Raw genomic sequence first — 18,388 nt, 5'->3', positions numbered from 1 at the left:
GGGCGTATCATCATGTTTCGCAATCTTCTCGCCGCACTTCTCGTCACGGTCGCGATCAGCGCGGCACATGCGGCGCCGCAATGGCTGAACCTGCCGCCGACGCCGACACTGCCCAAGGCGACGCAGAGCGGCTTCGCGCCCGTCAACGGCATCAAGGTCTGGTACGCAATTTTCGGCCGCGGCGAGCCCGTCCTGTTGCTGCATGGCGGCCTCGCCAACGCCAATTATTGGGGCCACCAGGTCCGCGCGCTGCAACGGCACTATCAGGTCATCGTCATGGACAGCCGCGGGCATGGACGCAGCAGTCGTAATCAGGAGCCGTATGGCTACGATCTGATGGCCTCGGACGTGGTCGCCCTGCTCGATCACCTCAAGATCAGGAACGCTGCGATCGTCGGCTGGAGCGACGGCGCGATCATCGGCCTCGACATCGCGATGAAGCATCCGGAGCGGGTCAGCAAGCTGTTCGCCTTCGCGGCGAATTCGGACCCGTCAGGCGTTGCCGACATCGCGTCGAGCGACGTCTTCAATGCCTACATCGCGAGAGCCGGCGAGGAGTACAAGCGCCTGTCGCCGACCCCGACCGAATACAAGAGCTTCGTCGCGGAGATCACCAAAATGTGGGAGAGCCAGCCGAAATGGACGGCGTCGGATCTTGCGGCGATCAAGGTCCCGACATGGATCGTGGACGGCGACCACGACGAGGCGATCAAGCGCGAGAACACCGAATTCATGGCGGCGAACATTCCGGGGGCCGGCCTGCTGATCCAGCCGGGGGTCAGTCACTTCTCGTTCCTGCAGGATCCCGAGCAGTTCAATGACGACGTGCTGCATTTTCTGGAGCGGAAGGATGCCGCGAAGTGAGATATCGTAGGGTGGGAAAGCGTAGCGTGCCCACCACTTCTGTCGCAATTGCCGAGAGATGGTGGGCACGGCGCAAGAGCGCCTTTGCCCACCCTACGAGACCGGAGCCTCGTTGCGAGCACGGCGCCTCCAATGACGGGGCCAACAAAAAACGCGGCGTTTCCGCCGCGTTTTTCAATTCGATTGGCCGCGTCTCGATTACGCCTGCGGCTGCGGCTCCAGGCCGGGATCCGGATCAGGCCGCGGGCGCGACTTGCCGGCCGGGGGCACGGCGGAGGCGCGCGGCGTGGTCGGCTCGAGCACGGACTCGCGGTTCGGCTTCTTGCCTTTGAGCAGGTCGACGATCTCGTCACCGGACAGCGTCTCGAACTCGAGCAAGCCCTTGGCGAGCGCCTCGAGGTCGGCACGCTTCTCGGTGAGAATGCGGGTCGCTTCGTTGTAGCCTTCTTCCACGAAACGCCGGATCTCGGTGTCGATCTTCTGGACCGTGGCTTCCGACGCGTTCTGGGTACGCGACACCGACATGCCCAGGAAAACCTCGTCCTGGTTCTCGCCGTAGGAGACGGTGCCGAGCGCCTCGGAGAGGCCCCAGCGCGTCACCATCATGCGGGCCAGGCGCGTCGCCTGCTCGATGTCGGAGGATGCACCCGAGGTCACCTTCTCACGGCCGAAGATCAGCTCCTCGGCGACGCGGCCACCCATCATGATGGCGAGGCGCGAGGTCATCTGCTCCAGCGACATCGACAGCTTGTCGCGTTCGGGCAGCTGCATCACCATGCCCAGCGCACGGCCGCGCGGAATGATGGTCGCCTTGTGGATCGGATCGGTCGCGACGACGTTGAGGCCGACGATGGCGTGGCCACCCTCGTGATAGGCCGTCAGCAGCTTCTCTTCCTCGGTCATGACGAGCGACTTGCGCTCAGCGCCCATCATCACCTTGTCCTTGGCCTCTTCGAACTCGGCCTGCGTCACCATCCGCTTGTTGCGGCGGGCGGCGGTCAGCGCGGCTTCGTTGACGAGGTTCATCAGGTCGGCGCCGGAGAAGCCCGGGGTGCCGCGCGCGATGGTCTTGAGGTTGATATCCGGCGCCAAGGGCACCTTGCGGACGTGAACCTTGAGGATCTGCTCGCGGCCGACGACGTCGGGATTGGGCACCACGACCTGACGGTCGAAGCGGCCCGGACGCAGCAGCGCGGGATCGAGCACGTCGGGACGGTTGGTCGCCGCGATCAGGATCACGCCCTCGTTGGCCTCGAAGCCGTCCATCTCGACCAGCAACTGGTTCAGCGTCTGCTCGCGCTCGTCATTGCCGCCGCCGAGACCGGCGCCACGGTGACGGCCGACCGCGTCGATTTCGTCGATGAAGATGATGCAGGGCGCGTTCTTCTTGGCCTGCTCGAACATGTCGCGGACGCGGCTGGCGCCGACGCCGACGAACATTTCGACGAAGTCCGAACCCGAAATGGTGAAGAACGGCACGTTGGCTTCGCCCGCGACCGCACGCGCGATCAGGGTCTTGCCGGTGCCGGGAGGGCCGACCAGCAGCACGCCGCGCGGAATGCGGCCGCCGAGGCGCTGGAACTTGCCGGGGTCGCGCAGGAATTCGACGATCTCCTGCAGGTCCTGCTTGGCTTCGTCGACGCCGGCGACGTCCTCGAAGGTGACGCGGCCATGGGCCTCGGTCAGCATCTTGGCGCGCGACTTGCCGAAGCCCATCGCCTTGCCGGCGCCGCCCTGCATCTGCCGCGACAGGAAGATCCAGACGCCGATCAGCGCGATGAAGGGCAGCCAGGAGACCAGCAGCGAGACGAACCACGGCACGTTGTCGCCGGGCGGCTTCGCGGTGATCTGGACCTTGCTGTCATAGAGGCGCTTCACCAGCGTCGGATCGTTCGGCGCATAGGTCTGGAAGCTCGAGCCGTTGGTGAAGGTGCCGTGGATGTCCGGGCCCTGGATCACGACGTCGCGCACATTGCCGCGGTCAACTTCGCTCAGGAGCTGGGAGAAGGCGATGTCCTGCGAGGAGGCGCGCTGGCCCGGATTCTGGAAGAGCGTGAACAACGCCAACAGCAGCAAGACAATGATGACCCAGAGGGCGAAATTGCGCAGATTGGCGTTCATCGATCTTCCTTCGTGGTCGCGCGGATCGCGGCCTGATCCTTGGGCGGTAGCAGTTATTTTGTCAGTGCGAGGAAATCCCCAAGGAATCCTCTTGGTTAGACGGATACAATCTAGGTGCCGCCCCGGTCGCTGCCAAGGGAACGAGATGGGACTATTTATCCCATCTTAGAGCGATTCCCGCTGAAATAATGGCGATCTGCCCGGGGTTTTTCCTGCCTGGTTCCTGCCTGGTTAAGGTGTCCTGACGGCGCGCGGCGGAAACGGCCGGTGTCATGATCCGCCCTCATCCGCCCCTCATCCGTCCCTTGGACCGCCGGGCCGGCGCCGGTGCGATGTGGATACGCCCCCCGGCAAGGCTGATCAAGGCTCCCGCAAGGGTCTGCTTCAGGACCGGCCGGCCATTTGCGGCTGCGCGGGGGCTTGCAGCGATGGCCTGATCGAGCGCGGCCAAGAGGGTTTCGACCTTGCCGAGTTCCGCCGGCCCCTCATGGCCAAGGGCATTGACGGCCCGCAGCAGGAGCCGCAGCCGGACCTCCTCCGGCAGATTGGCGAATGCCGAGGCCTCGAAGCTGCGACCGCGCGCCTGCGGCGCATCGCCGCGCATCCGAAGCTGAAGGAAGCGTTCGGCGCCATCGACCAGCACGTCGACCGCCGCATTGGCGCGCGCCAGCCTGCCTGCGAGCCGCGCCAGGCTCCTGCTGTCGCCCCCCTCGGCCGCGAGCTGCGGCAGCAGCGCGCGCAGCCGCGGCCGGGTGAAGGTGGTGTCGCGATTGGTGGGATCATCGGCAAAGCCGATCTTCGCCCGCCTCAAGGTCGCGATCAGCTGCGACTTCGGGACATCGAGCAGCGGCCGCACCAGCACGACGCCCTCACGCTCCGTGAGGCGCGCCATCGCCGACAGCCCCGCAAGCCCGCTGCCGCGGACAAGGCGCATCAACAGGGTCTCGGCCTGGTCGTCGCGGGTGTGGGCGGTCAGCACATGGCTCGCGCCGACATTGCGCGCGGCTTGCGCAAGCAGGCGGTAGCGGGCTTCGCGCGCAGCGGCGGGCAGTCCGGTGTTCGGCTTCGCGCCGTGCCAGCGCAGGGTCCGGTGCGCCAGCCCGAGTTCAGCCGCCAACCGCTTGACATCGCGCGCCTCGCGCGCCGCCTCCGGGCGCAGGCCGTGATCGACGGTGACGACGGTCAGTTGCGGACCGCGTGCCAGGCCGCGCCTCCAGCGTGCGGCGAGCCACATCAGCGCGACCGAGTCAGGTCCGCCGGAGACCGCGAGCACCAGCGCGGGCGCGCTTCTGAGCTCGGCGAAGAGTTGCTTCGCCGCGCGCGCCGAGATCGGTGAATTGTCGTCGTCTGACATGACGCTGCCCAGGCAATCGCCAGACTATTTAGCGCGGCGCCATCCGCATTGTCAGCGCGCAAATATTGCGCGTCAGCACTTCACCCGCTTCTGCTCGCGATCGACGGCGGATTTGACGCCGGCGGAGGCGCGCGGATATTTGCGGCCGACCTCGCCGAAGGCGGCGCAGGCGGCTTCCTTCTCCTTCAACGCGGCCAGCGACTGGCCGAGCCGCAGCAGCGCATCCGGCGCCTTGGCGGATTTGTCGTATTTGGTGGTGACGGCGAGGAAGGCTTCCGCGGAGTCGCGATATTGCTGGCGCTGGAAATAGCTTTCGCCGAGCCAGTATTGCGCATCGCCGAGCAGCGGATCGCTCGGATGTTTCTGCGCAAAGTTCTTCATGGTCTGCTCGGCGAGCGCATAGTCCTTGCGCTGCATGTAGCCGATGCCGAGGTCGAACTCGTCGCGCGGCGTTGCAGATGGCGGCAGGGTGGTCAGGCCGGCGCCCCCGGCGGGCCCCTGCTGGGCCGGCGGATAGCCGGGCTGGGCTGCCGGCGGCACGCCTTGCTGGTAGCGCGGGCTGGTGTTGGCGAGATCGAGCGGCTCGCCGGCAGCACGCCCGCCGGGCGCGCCTGCCGCCATCGGCTGCTGCCCACCACCGAGCGCGCGCGGCGCGCCGGGCGCATTCGGGTTCTGGTTCGGATCGAAGGAATCACCGCGGCGGCGCACGCCGGGCGCACCGGGCGCCGGCTGCTCCTGAACGATCGGCGCGGGAGCAGCGATCTGCGGCTGCTCGTAATTCGGCTGGGCCTGTTGCTGCTGGCGATAGGCCGGCGCCGACTGCGCCGGCGGTACGGCTGCGACAGAGGGTTGGACCGGCACCTGTCCGGGCGCGGCTTGCGCGCCTCCCTCGAGCGCCCGCAGCCGCTCCTCGAGCTGGCGGTTGCGATATTGCAGCTCCTCGTTCTGGCCGGTGAGCTGGCGCAGCTGGTTCTCCAGCCGCTCGATCCGCATCTCGGGATCATCGTCCGACTGCGCCAGTGCGGGCGAGCACAAAGTGAACAGCGCGGCGATTGCCACGGTGCCGGTAAAGACCTTGGATCTGGATGACATCTTGCCCTGACGACGAAAACGAAATCTGCGACGCGCCACACATTGAAAGGCAGTACGCCAAAAATGTGACTGGCACCACGGGGTTTCGGTCACAGATGGCTGAAACGAAACCGGCGCCCGAGAGGGCGCCGGCATAATCGGTTCCTGAAGATGAACGGCGCCTGACTGATCGTCAGGAGCTCGCGTTCAGCACCGTGACGGCGCGACGGTTCTGCGACCAGCAGGAGATATCGTTACAGACGGCGACCGGCCGCTCCTTGCCGTAGGAGATCGTGCGCATGCGGTTCGGATCGATGCCGCGCGAGGCGAGGAACGAACGCACCGACTGGGCGCGACGGGCGCCGAGTGCGATGTTGTATTCGCGGGTGCCGCGCTCGTCGGCATGCCCCTCGATGGTGAAGCTGTACTGCCGATAGTTCTGGAGCCACTGCGCCTGCTTCTCCAGGGTCACGATCGCCTGCGGCGTCAGATCGGTCTGGTCGCTCTCGAAGAACACGCGGTCGCCCACGTTAACGACGAAATCCTGCTGACTGCCGGGCGTCGCAGCATTGGCCATCGCATCCGTCGCTGCGTTCTTGTTCGCGCATGCGCCCATCGACAGCGCGATCGCAACCACCGCGGCCAGCTTCAATCCCTGGAGGATACGCATAGGATATTTCATTCCGGAGCCTCCACGCTCACGTTCGTCCACTGCTGTCCGGTCTACAGGGGGTTGGTTAAGCGAACGTTCCGTCAACCTTGATGGAACCTTGCTTCAGCCGGTCAAATGCCCCCAAACCGCGAAAAGCAACCGTCATGGTTAATGGGTTCTAAATGTGGCGCGAGGGTGAAGCAACCTGCAGCAACCGGCAAAAGTGCAGGTTTTTGCTGGAATTTTGGGCTCGGACGAATGATGGGGATGAACGGAGCCCCGGTCGAAAGGCGCGCGGCGGCTCGAGGCGGCGACGGCCGGCAATCAGACGTGAACGGCTTCCGGCACCAGTGAGGACCGCTGCGGGATCTCGCGCTGCCCGCCGCGCCCGAACAGCATCCGCCGCTCGAAGGCGGTGGAGCGCATGATCGGATAGCGCTCGAACACCTTCTTCCGGAAGGTCGGGAAATCGGCCGCCATCAGTCCGAACGGCTTGGTGAGACCCGGAACCAGGCGGGGCTCGGCAATCGTCTCGTGCAGGAACACCCGCCGGTAGAAGGCCTGATGCTCGGGACGCACGATGGCGAGGCCGAGATCGGCATTGAAGTGCTCGCACGCCATGTAGGCGAGCCGGGTCGTCAGATAGGGCAATTCCGGTACCCGCTTCACCTGGTCGGGATCGGCGACAAAGCGGGTCGGGTCGATCATGACCTCGCCGCGATCGAGCCGCGGCAGCAGGATGTCGGGGAAGACGTCGGCCGAAGTGGACTCGCGCCATTCCGAAGTCAGCACGCTGATGCGCACGGAGCTGCAGAGCTGGCCGCGGAGATAGACGCCGAAGGTCCACGCGTTCGGCAGCTCGTCGTAGCGGTCGGTGACCCGGGCTTCCGCGGATTCTCTGACGGCACCCTCGCGCAGATAGGCGCGGTAGCGGAGGTTGTAGATTTGCTCCTTCTCCGCGTCCGTCTCCGCGAGATGATAGTCGACGTCGGTCAGAAGCTCCGCTCCCCGTCCAACAGCCGAAATGACAGATCTGGCTGAGGACTGCATTCGAACTCCTTACCCACCACCTACAACGACACGCGAGCCCGGGCCATTTGCCGCTGAACAACTTACGCGCGCGTGACGATTTATTAACACCTCCTTAACGACGATGCAAAGCAATCGACGCGATAGGGTTAACCTCCGTAGCACTACGGTAGGTTCAGCAACTGCCTGAGACGACGTGCAATTTCTGGATGTGGACTCAGGCGAAGGAGCGTGAGCCGACGACCTGGAGCAGGCTCTCGCCGCGCCGCCCATGCGAGGCGTTGAGGAGCTGGCGCATCCGCACGGCGGGCACCGGACGGCTGAACAGATAGCCTTGCGCCTCGGAGACGGTGCCGTCGGCGCTGATCAGCTCGAGCTGCTCGTTGGTCTCGATGCCCTCGACCACCACCGCCATGCCGAGGTCGGCTGACAGCCGCGCCACGCCACGCAGCAGCGTCAACGGCCGGTCGGTGTCGATGCCCTCGAGGAAGGAGCGGTCGATCTTCACCTTCTGCATCGGGAAATTGTGCAGATAGCTGAGGCTGGAATAGCCGGTGCCGAAATCGTCGAGCGAGATGCGCACGCCGAGCGCATGCAATTGCGACAGCGTGTCGTGGGTGAGCTGGGTGTTACGAAGCAGCGAGGACTCCGTGATCTCGATCTCCAGCCGGTGGGCCGGCAGCCCCGAGACCTCGAGCGCGTAGCGGATTTCGCTGAGCACGTCGCGCTGGTGGAATTGCTGCGGCGAGAAGTTGACGGCGACGCTGACGCTGTCGGGCCACTTCATGCATTCCATGCAGGCGCGGCGCAGGATCCAGCGGCCGAGATCGACGATCAGCCCCATGTCCTCGGCGACCGGGATGATGTCGACCGGCGAGACCGTGCCGCGCACCGGATGATTCCAGCGCAGCAGCGCCTCGCAGGTGGTGATCTTGCCGGACTTCAGATTGACCAGCGGCTGGTAGAACAGCTCGAACTCCTCGTTGGCCAGCGCCTTGCGCAGGTCGAGCTCGAGGATGCGGCGGGCCTCGACGGTCGCCGCCATCTCGTCGCGGAAGAAGCAGAAGGTGCCGCGGCCGTCGGCCTTGGCGCGGTAGAGCGCCATGTCGGCGTTCTTGAGCAGCGTGTCGGCCCTGACGTCGCCGTCCGGCGAGGTCAGCGCGATGCCGACGCTGGCGCCGATCTCGACCAGATGATTGTCGATGCGGTAGCGCTCGCTCAGGCGTTCGACGATGCGGCGGGCGAGGCTCGCGGCATCCTCGGCCGAGCTGATGTTTTGCTGGAACACGACGAACTCGTCGCCGCCGAAGCGCGCGACGAAATCCTCGGGGCGCAGCATCTCGCGCAGGCGGTTGGCGACCGCGCACAGGAGCTGGTCGCCGCAGGGATGGCCGAGCGTGTCGTTGACCTGCTTGAACTGGTCGAGATCGACGAACAGCAGCGCGGAGAGGCGCTCGGCATCGTGCGAGATCGCCAGCAACCGTTCGATCTCGTCGCGGAACGAGACCCGGTTGGGCAGCGCCGTGAGCTCGTCATAGCGGGCGAGATGGGTGATCCGGGCTTCCGCGTTGGTGCGTTCGGTGATGTCTTCCAACAGCAGCACCGTACCGCCGCCGGTCATCGGCTGGAACGTCCAGGCGAGCGCGCGGCCGCGCGAGGAATCCGGATCGGCGGTGGCGATCTCGCAGATCCGCGCATGCTCGATCTCGGCCAGGATCTGCTTGCCGCTCTCGACCGAGATGGAGCCTGCGGCGACGCAGGCCGACACGATGTCGGCAGCGGTGGCGCCACGCTTGACCAGATCTTCGGGCAACGCCATCAGCTCGCCGAAGCGGTGGTTCATCACCGCAAGGCGGCCGTCCGCGCGAAACATGCACAGGCCATGCGGCATGTTGTTGAGCGCGGTGTCGAACTGGCTTGCCAGCGCGGATTCACGGAAGCTCGAGGTCAGCGCCTTGACGAAGATCGCATGCAGGCTGAGATTGATGTTCTTCAGCCCGACGAAGAAGAACACGAGCAGGATGGCGAGCCCGATGTGGTAGAAGCCGCCATGCAGCAGCAGCGCAAGCGACATCGGTGCGCAGGCGAGCGCGACGTGCCACTGGATCACCCGGGGCTGGCCGTAATTGCGGGCGGCGCCGCCGGCGGTGTAGCCGATGCCGATGGCGACACAGAGCATGTCGGCAATCGGATCATCGTTGTTATAGATGACGACGAAGGACCACAGGCCGAGCACCGCCGCATAGCTGAGCGCGCCGAGCCAGTAGCGCGGCTCCAGGTGCTTGGCTTCCTCGAATGACAATGGGTGCGTGCGGTTTTCGTATCCGCGCATCTGGAACGCGCGCGCGGTGCCGATGGCGATCAGCAGAAATGCGAGCGGCCACAGCCAGACGTCGCCGGTCTTCAACGCAGTCATGACCGCGGCCACGGCCGCGGAGGCCGAGCCCAGGAAGATCGCCCAGAAATTCTGCACCATAGAGTTGATGAGAGCGGCGTAGAGTATCGGCTCCAGCTCGTCTCGATCGCTCTGCTTCTGGTCGGCCAGCTGCATCGGCTTGTTACGCGTCCTGTTTGGCGCGTACTTTTACCCAGACCTGATGAAGCCTTTCTGAGGGAACATCGTTAAAGTCGAGTTGTTTTTCGGCAATAGCGAACATGTTTCCGCTGAAATATCAAGCAGCTAGGCAAGCGTTGCCGGGCACAAGGTGAAGGAAAGCTTGCGTCCTGCACCAAACCCCGAAAAAATCGGCATGTTTTTTCGGAAACATCGCGCGTCTGAACGCGCAATGTCTTAGCCCCGATGTTTCACGCGAACCTGTATCCACTTCGCTCGCAAGCGCTCTAGCCGGGTGTCGAGGACAGCAGCGGCGACCATGCCGGGTCGGAGGCGAAGCCCGGCGTCGGCACCTTGAGCTCGTTGCGGCCGGAGATGTCGACGGAGAACAGCGAGGGCCCGCCGCTGCCGCCGGGATCGCGGAAGAACATCAGCACGCGGCCGTTCGGCGAGAAGGTCGGCCCTTCGTTGTGATAGCCCGAAGTGAGGAGACGCTCGCCGGAGCCGTCCGGCTTCATGACCCCGATCGAGAACTGCCCGCCGCCCTGCCTGGTGAAGGCGATGTAATCGCCCTTCGGCGACCACACCGGCGTCGAATAGGTGGCGTTGGTGTCGTCCTTGGAGAAGGAGATGCGCTGCGCCTGTCCGCCGCCCGCGGCCATCACATAGATCTGCGACCTGCCGCCGCGATCGGACTCGAAGCAGATGCGGGTGCCGTCTGGCGAGTAGGACGGAGAGGTGTCGATCGCCGGCGTGTCGGTGAGGCGCGTGGTCGAGCGCGAGCGCAGATCCATCACGAACAGGTTGGAATTGCCGCCCTGCTGCAGGCTCATGATGACGCGCTGGCCGTCCGGCGAGAAGCGCGGCGCAAATGTCATGCCGGGGAAGTTGCCGACGATCTCGCGCTGGCCGGTCTCGATGTTGAAGAGATAGACCTTCGGATCGCCCTGGCCGAACTCCATGTAGGTGATCTCTTGCGAGTTCGGCGAGAAGCGCGGCGTCAGCACGAGGTCGGAGCCGCGGGTCAGATAGCGCACATTGGCGCCGTCCTGGTCCATCATCGCGAGCCGCTTGACGCGGCGCTCCTTCGGCCCGGTCTCGTCGACGAACACGACGCGGCTGTCGAAATAGCCCTTCTCGCCGGTCATCCGCTCGTAGATCTGGTCGGAGATGATGTGGGCGATGCGGCGCCAATATTCCGGCGACGTGAAATATTGCTGGCCCGCGAGCTGCTGGCCGGAGATGACGTCCCACAGGCGGAATTCGGCCTTGAGCCTTCCGTCCTGCTGCCGCGTCATGCGGCCGGTGACGAGGGCCTGCGCGTTGATGGTCTTCCAGTTCTGGAATTGCGGCGCGACGTCGATGTTGCTGATGCGCTCGATGAAGGCGGCCTGGTCGATCGGGGCAAACAGGCCCGAGCGCTTGAGATTGTTGGTGATGACCTGCGTAACGCCGTTGCCGACGTCGCCGTCGGACGGCGAGCCCGGCACGAAGTTGCTGATTGCGATCGGGATCGGCTGGAATTCGGTTGGGTCGATGCGAAGGCGCCCCTGCTGGCCCTGGGCGAAGGCGTGTCCGCCTCCGAGCATCGCAAGCGTCGATCCGGTCAGGGTCATGAAGCGGCGGCGGTTCATCGAGCTCACGTCATTCATCGCAAAAATCTTTTGTTCTGATGTCACAACATATCTTTCAGGCCGAAAGTCATCGGGATGAGCTTCCAGCTCTCGTACTGCTGCTTCGGCATGAACGAGTAGACCTGACACTGCACGATGGCGCGCTTGGCGCTCTCCGCCACCGCCTGGGCAATCGACCGCGAAGGTCCGCGCACCGCGACGACGATGGGCTCGGACGCGAGCGATCCGTCGATCTTCATGGGAATATCGATGTCGGCCTCGTACTGGTCGGCATCCTGCCCGTTATAGGTCGGCGTGAAGCAGCGCTTGACCGCGCCCTGGAACGCGCCGCGCCAGGTCGCGACATTGGCAACGGCCGTGCCGGTCGCCGATCCCAGCGAAGCCGACGCATTCAGCGCCGTTCCCGTGAGTTCGTGCCGGGTCGCGGCGCGCTTGTCGAGGTCGCGCTGGATCTGCGCGGGATCGAAGCTGCGCTCCTTGGGCTTCGGCTGCTGCTGCGGCTGCACGGCCGCGACCTTTTGCTCGACCGGCTTGGGCGGCGGCTTCTTGGTCTCCAGCTTCTTCTGGAGCTCGGCGATCGGATCTTCCTTGGCCGGATCAGGCTTCTTTTCCTGCGGCTTCGGCTCTTCTTTGGGCTTGGCCTCGGCAACGGGCTTGGGCGGCTCGGGCTTCTTCTCGACCGGCTTCTCGGCGGGTTTCGGCGGCGGCTCGGGCGTCGAGTTGGTCTTGATCAGCTCTTTCTTCTCGGTGACCTTGCCGACCGCGTCTTCCTCGGGCTTGGCCTCGGCGATCTTCTCGACCTTGGGCTTCGGCTCTTCCTTCTTGCCGGTCTTCTGCCCCGACATCATCTGCGCAAGCTGATCGGTGGAGATGATGTCGATCGGAAGCGACTCTTCCGCGACAAAGGCCTTGCTGCTAAAGGTGACCAGTCCCCATCCAAGCACGAGGACGTGGAGGGCAATCGACGCAACGAGTGTCTTGTCGACGTTCACCTTCACCGGTTTACCCCTGATCCGCCTCGGTCACGAGCGCCAGCTTCTTGAAGCCTGCGCCGGACAACAGGCCCATGACCTTGGCCACCGTTCCGTAATCCGCCTTCTTGTCCGCGCGCAGATAGATGCGCTCCTCGAGCCCGCCGCGCGCGTCCGTGATCGCCTTCAGCTTCGGGATCAACTCGTTGATCGCGATCTCGGCGTCGTTGATGAACACCTTGCCCTTGATGTCGACCGACATCTGGATCGGCTTCTGATCGTTGTTTTCGAGGCTCTTGGCCTGGGTCTGAGGCAGGTCGAGCGGCACACCGACCGTCAACATCGGAGCCGACACCATGAAGATGATGAGCAGCACCAGCATCACGTCCACCATCGGCGTGACGTTGATCTCGGCCACGACCGGCTTGCGCCGGCCGCGGCGCCCGCCGCCTCCGGACGAACTGGCTACGTTCATCGCCATGATCGAGTGCCCAAATTGCCCCTCACACTATACATGCCGTCCGTCAGCCCCGCTCGTCGATCTGACGCGACAGAATGGCGGAAAATTCATCGGCGAAACCTTCGAGCCGCTGGGCCTGCCGGTTCACCTCGGACGTGAACTTATTGTAGAAAATAGTGGCAGGAATGGCGGCGATAAGGCCGACGGCGGTCGCAAACAACGCTTCGGCAATGCCGGGCGCCACCACCGCCAGGGAGGTATTTTTCGACGCCGCGATCGACTGGAAGCTCGACATGATGCCCCAGACCGTGCCGAACAGGCCGACGAAGGGGCCGGCGGAGCCGACGGTGGCGAGCACCAGCAGGCGGCGTTCCAACCGCTCGACCTCGCGCGCAATCGAGACGTTCATGACCTTGTCGATGCGCATCTGAAGACCGGCGACCGAACGGGCCTGGTTCTCGAAGGAACGCTTCCACTCGCGCATCGCGGCAACGAAGCAGGCCGCCATGGAATGCGTCGGCTTGGCCGAGAGCTGCCGATAGAGCTCCTCGATCGATTCGCCAGACCAGAATGCCTGCTCGAACCGGTCCATCGAGCGCCGCGTGCGCGCGTAAAGAAAGATCTTGTCGATCGCAATGGCCCAGACCCAGACCGAGCAGGCGAGAAGCCCCAGCATCACCGCTTTCACGATCCAGTGAGCCTGCCAGAACAGCGCAATCAGCGACACGTCCGCGGAAGCGGCAACCGGAAGGGCTGACTGAGCCACGTCGGCCGGATTCATAAGCAGTATCCTCTCAAGGCGATCATTTACCTGACCTCTCCGGCCAGCAAATGGCTGCCGGTTCCCCAACAGCCGCGCTAGAACCGGCGCGGCCGGCAAGCCCGCTCAAAGCCTTGTCTTTCTGGGGTGCAGGGGCTCGTCCAAAGCCGGCCGTCTGCATTCCCTGCCAAGATGTCAAAACTATGGGCCTTGAGCACGGCTCCGGGCACGACTGTCCGCAATTACCAGAGCCCGCCGATGGTTAACGTGCGGTTACCACGGCCGAATTTGGCTGCCGGAAAGGTAGGCAGCGCAGGCGGTTGGCCGCTTTGCCGCGGGACATGGCCGCCGACGGATAGGAGCCGCCCGCTCCGGGCAAGATCGGTTCCCTCCCTCCTTGCGGGGGAGGGCCAGGGAGAGGGGTACCACACGGAGACTCCAACGAAACGAAGAAATCGGAAGCGCGCAACGGCGCCTTTTCCTGGGCTACCCCTCTCCCCCGCCCTCCCCCGCAAGGGGGGAGGGAGCGCAGTGTGCTCCGTGCGGGCACCCGATTTCTTACGCTGTCCGTTCGATCACCGCTGCCATCAGCGGTCGATTTGCCCGACGGATTCAGCCTGATAGGCTGCATAGACCAACAAGGGCCGGGACAGCCGGCCTCGCCAAGGGAGCAAGCCGTGCAAAATGCGGGAACACACCTGCGGTCGATGGCCGCCGCGATCATATCGATCAGCCTCGTCACGTTCATCCCCGCGCGCGCTGCGTCGGTCGCGCCGGTCGCCGCGCAAAACGGCATGGTGGTGTCCGCGCAGCATCTGGCAACCCAGGTCGGTGTCGATGTGCTGAAGCGCGGCGGCAATGCCGTCGATGCCGCTGTGGCCGTCGGCTATGCCTTGGCCGTCGTCTATCCGGCCGCCGGCAATCTCGGTGGTGGCGGCTTCATGACGATCCAGCTCGCCGACGGCCGCAAAACCTTCCTCGATTTCCGCGAGACCGCGCCCAAGGCGGCGACGGCCAACATGTATCTCGACAAGGATGGCAACGTCATCAAGGGCATCTCGACCAAGGGGCATCTGGCTGTGGGTGTGCCAGGCTCCGTCTCGGGCATGGAATATGCGCGCGAAAAATACGGCACCATGAAGCGCGCCGACCTGCTCGCTCCCGCGATCCAGCTTGCCGAACAGGGATTTGTGCTCGACCAGGGCGACATCGACCTGCTGCGCACGGCAACGGACGATTTCAAGGACGATCCGGCATCGAGCGCCATCTTCCTCAACAACGGCCAGCCGTTCGGCGTGGGCGATCGACTGCTGCAATCCGAACTGGCGAAAACCCTGCGCGAGATCAGCAGCAAGGGCACCGACGGCTTCTATAAAGGCTGGGTCGGCAGCGCCATCGTGGCATCGAGCCAGGCCGGCAAAGGCCTGCTGACGCAGGACGACCTCGACGGCTACAAGACGCGCGAGCTTGCACCTGTCGAATGCGACTATCGCGGCTATCACGTGATTTCCGCGCCGCCGCCGAGCTCGGGCGGCGTCGTCATCTGCGAGATCCTGAATATCCTGGAGGGCTACCCTCTGAAGGAGCAGGGCTACCATTCCGCGCAGGCCGTGCACGTGCAGATCGAGGCCATGCGGCATGCTTACGTGGACCGCAACAGCTATCTCGGCGATCCGGATTTCGTGAAGAATCCGCTCGATCGCCTGCTCGACAAGAATTACGCGACCAAGATCCGCGCCGTGATCGATCCGAACAAGGCCGGGATCTCCAAGGACATCAAGCCGGGCGTCGCGCCGCACGAGGGCAGCAACACCACGCACTATTCAATCGCGGACAAGGACGGCAACGCGGTATCGGTGACGTACACGCTGAACGATTGGTTCGGCGCCAAGGTGACGGCGGCCAAGACCGGCGTGCTGCTGAACGACGAAATGGACGACTTCACGGCCAAGGTCGGGGTGCCGAACCTGTATGGCCTGGTGCAGGGTGAGGCCAACGCTATTGCTCCCGGCAAGCGTCCACTGTCCTCGATGAGCCCGACCATCGTCACCAAGGACGGCAAGACGGTCATGGTGGTGGGCACGCCCGGCGGCAGCCGCATCATCACGGCGGTCCTGCAAACCATGATCAATGCGATCGACTACGGCATGAACGCGCAGGAGGCCGTCGACATGCCGCGCATCCACCAGCAATGGCTGCCCGATCTGACCAACGTCGAGAACTATGCGCTGTCACCGGACACGCAGAAGATCCTGGAAGGCATGGGCCACAAATTCGGACCGCCGCAGCCGGCGAACCATCTCGCGGTCATCATCGTCGGCGCGCCGTCACTGAACGGCGAGCAAGTCGGCAATAATCGTTATTACGGTGCGAACGATCCGCGTCGGAACAGCGGGCTAGCTGCGGGATATTGATCGTCTACGCCATCCTCACGACTGTCATACCCCGCGACCCGGCTACGTCAAGGCTTCGCCGGGGCTGCCGTCCAGGGGCGCCGAAGCTTTAGCGTAGGCGGCAAGCGGGGTATCCAGTACGCCGCGGCCCCCCCCCCGCATCTCAATGCTGCCTCTGGAATACTGGATTGCCCGCTTTCGCGGGCAATGACGGCGGGAGATGTGGTCGGGATCCCTGCCCCTCACCACTTCTCCTTCGACGTCCGCACGTCGAGCTCGAACGACCAGGCGCGCTCGGGCTGGCGATAGAGGAAGGCGAAGGCATCGACGATGCCATCGATGTCGATCAGGCTGTCCTCGCGGCCGGCCGCATCCAGGAACCGTGAAAAAATCTTGTCGCCGGCGATCGCGCCGTCGACCACGACATGGCCGACATGGATGCCGTCGCTCGCGTATTCCTTGGCCATCGCCTGCGCCAGCGTGCGCAGGCCGGCCTTGGACGAGTTGAAAGCGCCGTAGCCGGAGCGTCCGCGCAGCGAGGCACTGGCGCCGGTGAACAGCAGCGTGCCGGTCTTCTTCGGCACCATGCGGCGCACCGCCTCGCGGCCGAACAGGAAGCCGCCGAAGCAGACCACGCGCCAGGCGTTCTCGAAATAGTCGGCCTCCATGTCGATGATCTTGCCGGGCGTGTTGTTGCCGGCGTTGTAGATGGCGAGGTCGAGGTTGTCGCCGGCGGCATCGAACAGCGCGACGATGTCTCCCTCCTTGGTCGCATCAGCAACGAAGGGCACGGCTGCGCCACCCGCCTTCGTGATGTCGTCGACAACGGCCTGCAAGGCAGACAGCGTCCGGCCCGCGACGATCACCTTGAGCCCATCGGCCGCAAAACGCTTGCAAAGCCGGGCCCCGAGCCCGCGGTCCGGACCAACGCCGATCACGATTGCCGTCTTCATTGCAACTCTCCTGGGGTTGATAGGGTCAGGCCGCCGAGGCGGGCTCGGGGCAATTGGTCAGCCGCGCGGGATTGCCGATCGCGGTGCAGCCGGCGGGCACGTCGCCGGTCACAACGGCGCCGGCGCCGATCTTTGCGAAATCGCCGATATTGATGTCACCGAGAATGGTCGCGCCGCCGCCGATGTAGACGCCGCGGCCGATGCGCGGCGAGCGCGCCGGCAATTCACCGCGGCGGCCGATGCTGACGTTCTGGAGGATGGTGACCTCGTCGCCGATCACCACATTCGCACCGATCACGATGCCGGTGGCGTGGTCGAGATAGACGGACGATCCAATGGATGCGGCCGGATGAATGCTGATCTGCAGCAGGTTGGACGCCTCGTTCTGAAACAGCAGCGCCGCGTCGCGATGGTCATGACGCCAGAGCCAGTTCGAGACGCGCCAGGCTTGCAGCGCGACATAGCCCTTGTAGTGCAGCAGCGGCGGCAGCAGTTCGGCGATGGCGGGATCGCGCCGTGCGATGGCCTGCAAATCTCGGCTGGCGGTTTCGATCAGGTCTGGCTCACCTTGAAAGGCGTCGTGGGAATAGGACGTGAAGCGCGTGCGCCCGGCGGGGCCGCTGCCGAGCCGCTGCCCGATCAAATCGGCCAAAGCGGCGGCAAAATCATCATGAGCGAGAATGGCACGCGCAAGGGCCTTGCCGAACACGGGGTCTGCATCGGCCGCGCGCTGCGCCTCGCTGCGAACCTGTTGCCAGAGGCCGTCGCTCGCCGTGATCGCAGCTTCCGCCATTGTCGCCTCCGGTCCGCCCACTCTTGTGAAGGCGAATATAGGCGGTCCGGATCGGGGCGCCAGTCACGCCGCCGGGACGCGCTTGCTTTCGCCCTGAAGACCGGGCCGGGCCTGCTTGCGCAGGCTGAGCGCGTAGAGCCAGCCGCCCGCCGCGATCAGGATGGGCAGGACGAAGAGCACGAAATCGCGGAGCAGGATCATGGGGCGATGCTCCCCTTCGCAAACGAGACCGCGCGGCCGAGTGCGAACGAGGCGAACCAATAGAGATAAAGGCTGAGAAAGAACCGCCAGGATTCGCCGAGCTGCCACTGCGGATAGAGCTGGACCTCCGTCGGCCATCCATTGAGGAACGCGATCGCCACCGGCACGGTGTTTCCGAACCGGTCGAACAGCGCCGCGGCGCGCTCGAGGAGCGCGATGCTAAGGCTGATCTCTTTGCGTTCGGCGTTGGCCATGCTCGTACCCGTTGGCGCCGCGGAAGGCGCGCCGTCAGGGCTTGGTCGGGCCCGGCGCGGATCGGGTTCTACCGGTCCTGCACATGTACGTGATCAACGCCGCAGAACGCACGCCCGCCGGCGCAGAGGCGAAAATGGCAATCGGGATCGGACGCGCAGCTGCCATAGACCAAGCCGATGTAGCCCAACACCGCCAAGGCGGTCACGCCAAGCAGCAGGCGGGTGTAGAGGTCCATGATGTGTCGTCCAGACAAGAGCAGCCCGGCGGATCGAGGTGGCACGCGCAAGTCTTCGCGCAAGTCTTGGTGTCGGATCGTCGGCAGT

Annotated in this window: 17 protein-coding genes; 2 read left to right on the top strand and 15 right to left on the bottom strand. The window is 64.8% G+C overall.

The window, feature by feature from the left end:
• Nucleotides 1–12 precede the first annotated feature (12 nt).
• Nucleotides 13–864 carry an alpha/beta fold hydrolase gene (locus AC5ZFO_RS16805; protein WP_496122246.1) on the top strand — a complete coding sequence of 284 codons (852 nt, stop codon included), beginning with the start codon at nucleotides 13–15 and terminating at the stop codon, nucleotides 862–864.
• A 198-nt stretch (nucleotides 865–1,062) separates the two neighbouring features.
• On the opposite strand, the gene ftsH is transcribed toward AC5ZFO_RS16805, so the two are convergent.
• From ftsH to tolQ, 10 genes are all read right to left on the bottom strand, one after another.
• On the bottom strand, nucleotides 1,063–2,985 hold the full coding sequence (ftsH, locus tag AC5ZFO_RS16800; protein ID WP_008136887.1) for an ATP-dependent zinc metalloprotease FtsH: 1,923 nt from the start codon (nucleotides 2,983–2,985) through the stop codon (nucleotides 1,063–1,065).
• Nucleotides 2,986–3,268: 283 nt separating this feature from the next.
• Nucleotides 3,269–4,339 (bottom strand): tRNA lysidine(34) synthetase TilS, encoded by a 1,071-nt coding sequence (gene tilS, locus AC5ZFO_RS16795; RefSeq protein WP_282523805.1) that lies wholly within the window; start codon nucleotides 4,337–4,339, stop codon nucleotides 3,269–3,271.
• A 72-nt stretch (nucleotides 4,340–4,411) separates the two neighbouring features.
• Nucleotides 4,412–5,431 carry a tol-pal system protein YbgF gene (ybgF, locus tag AC5ZFO_RS16790; RefSeq protein ID WP_282523804.1) on the bottom strand — a complete coding sequence of 340 codons (1,020 nt, stop codon included), beginning with the start codon at nucleotides 5,429–5,431 and terminating at the stop codon, nucleotides 4,412–4,414.
• Nucleotides 5,432–5,603: 172 nt separating this feature from the next.
• Nucleotides 5,604–6,092: a peptidoglycan-associated lipoprotein Pal gene (pal, locus tag AC5ZFO_RS16785; protein WP_028152222.1), complete on the bottom strand. Its 489-nt coding sequence runs from the start codon at nucleotides 6,090–6,092 to the stop codon at nucleotides 5,604–5,606.
• Nucleotides 6,093–6,386: 294 nt separating this feature from the next.
• Nucleotides 6,387–7,112: an N-acyl amino acid synthase FeeM domain-containing protein gene (locus AC5ZFO_RS16780; RefSeq protein ID WP_014492409.1), complete on the bottom strand. Its 726-nt coding sequence runs from the start codon at nucleotides 7,110–7,112 to the stop codon at nucleotides 6,387–6,389.
• 196 nt (nucleotides 7,113–7,308) lie between these two features.
• Nucleotides 7,309–9,642, bottom strand: coding sequence for a putative bifunctional diguanylate cyclase/phosphodiesterase (locus tag AC5ZFO_RS16775; RefSeq protein WP_282523803.1), 2,334 nt, complete (start codon nucleotides 9,640–9,642; stop codon nucleotides 7,309–7,311).
• Nucleotides 9,643–9,932: 290 nt separating this feature from the next.
• The gene (gene tolB / locus AC5ZFO_RS16770; RefSeq protein WP_282523873.1) at nucleotides 9,933–11,279 is read right to left on the bottom strand and encodes a Tol-Pal system beta propeller repeat protein TolB; all 1,347 of its coding nucleotides are present in this window, start codon (nucleotides 11,277–11,279) and stop codon (nucleotides 9,933–9,935) included.
• A gap of 41 nt (nucleotides 11,280–11,320) precedes the next feature.
• Nucleotides 11,321–12,277: a cell envelope integrity protein TolA gene (gene tolA, locus AC5ZFO_RS16765; protein ID WP_282523802.1), complete on the bottom strand. Its 957-nt coding sequence runs from the start codon at nucleotides 12,275–12,277 to the stop codon at nucleotides 11,321–11,323.
• A gap of 4 nt (nucleotides 12,278–12,281) precedes the next feature.
• Nucleotides 12,282–12,731, bottom strand: a complete 450-nt coding sequence (gene tolR, locus AC5ZFO_RS16760) for a protein TolR (RefSeq protein ID WP_028152217.1) — start codon at nucleotides 12,729–12,731, stop codon at nucleotides 12,282–12,284.
• Between the two features lie 43 nt (nucleotides 12,732–12,774).
• Nucleotides 12,775–13,491 carry a protein TolQ gene (gene tolQ, locus AC5ZFO_RS16755; RefSeq protein WP_282523872.1) on the bottom strand — a complete coding sequence of 239 codons (717 nt, stop codon included), beginning with the start codon at nucleotides 13,489–13,491 and terminating at the stop codon, nucleotides 12,775–12,777.
• Nucleotides 13,492–14,177: 686 nt separating this feature from the next.
• Here tolQ and ggt point away from each other — a divergent pair.
• Nucleotides 14,178–15,884: a gamma-glutamyltransferase gene (gene ggt / locus AC5ZFO_RS16750; protein ID WP_282523871.1), complete on the top strand. Its 1,707-nt coding sequence runs from the start codon at nucleotides 14,178–14,180 to the stop codon at nucleotides 15,882–15,884.
• A 221-nt stretch (nucleotides 15,885–16,105) separates the two neighbouring features.
• Here the strand turns inward: ggt and AC5ZFO_RS16745 are convergent, their stop codons facing one another.
• From AC5ZFO_RS16745 to AC5ZFO_RS16725, 5 genes are all read right to left on the bottom strand, one after another.
• On the bottom strand, nucleotides 16,106–16,816 hold the full coding sequence (locus AC5ZFO_RS16745) for an SDR family NAD(P)-dependent oxidoreductase (protein WP_282523800.1): 711 nt from the start codon (nucleotides 16,814–16,816) through the stop codon (nucleotides 16,106–16,108).
• Between the two features lie 25 nt (nucleotides 16,817–16,841).
• Complete coding sequence (locus AC5ZFO_RS16740; RefSeq protein WP_282523799.1) at nucleotides 16,842–17,609, bottom strand: serine acetyltransferase domain-containing protein; 768 nt, start codon at nucleotides 17,607–17,609, stop codon at nucleotides 16,842–16,844.
• Nucleotides 17,610–17,672: 63 nt separating this feature from the next.
• On the bottom strand, nucleotides 17,673–17,810 hold the full coding sequence (locus AC5ZFO_RS16735) for a hypothetical protein (protein WP_282523798.1): 138 nt from the start codon (nucleotides 17,808–17,810) through the stop codon (nucleotides 17,673–17,675).
• Nucleotides 17,807–18,064, bottom strand: a complete 258-nt coding sequence (locus AC5ZFO_RS16730) for a hypothetical protein (protein WP_282523797.1) — start codon at nucleotides 18,062–18,064, stop codon at nucleotides 17,807–17,809. The genes AC5ZFO_RS16735 and AC5ZFO_RS16730 overlap by 4 nt, the downstream gene beginning before the upstream one ends.
• 68 nt (nucleotides 18,065–18,132) lie before the next feature.
• Nucleotides 18,133–18,388, bottom strand: a 256-nt coding sequence (locus AC5ZFO_RS16725) for a hypothetical protein (protein ID WP_496122245.1), incomplete at its 5' end; no start/stop codon positions are given.

The organism is Bradyrhizobium sp. Unk1 (genome assembly GCF_059512345.1).
The sequence above is the reverse complement of the archived record's forward strand: the minus strand, read 5'-3'. Positions and strand labels throughout refer to the sequence as shown.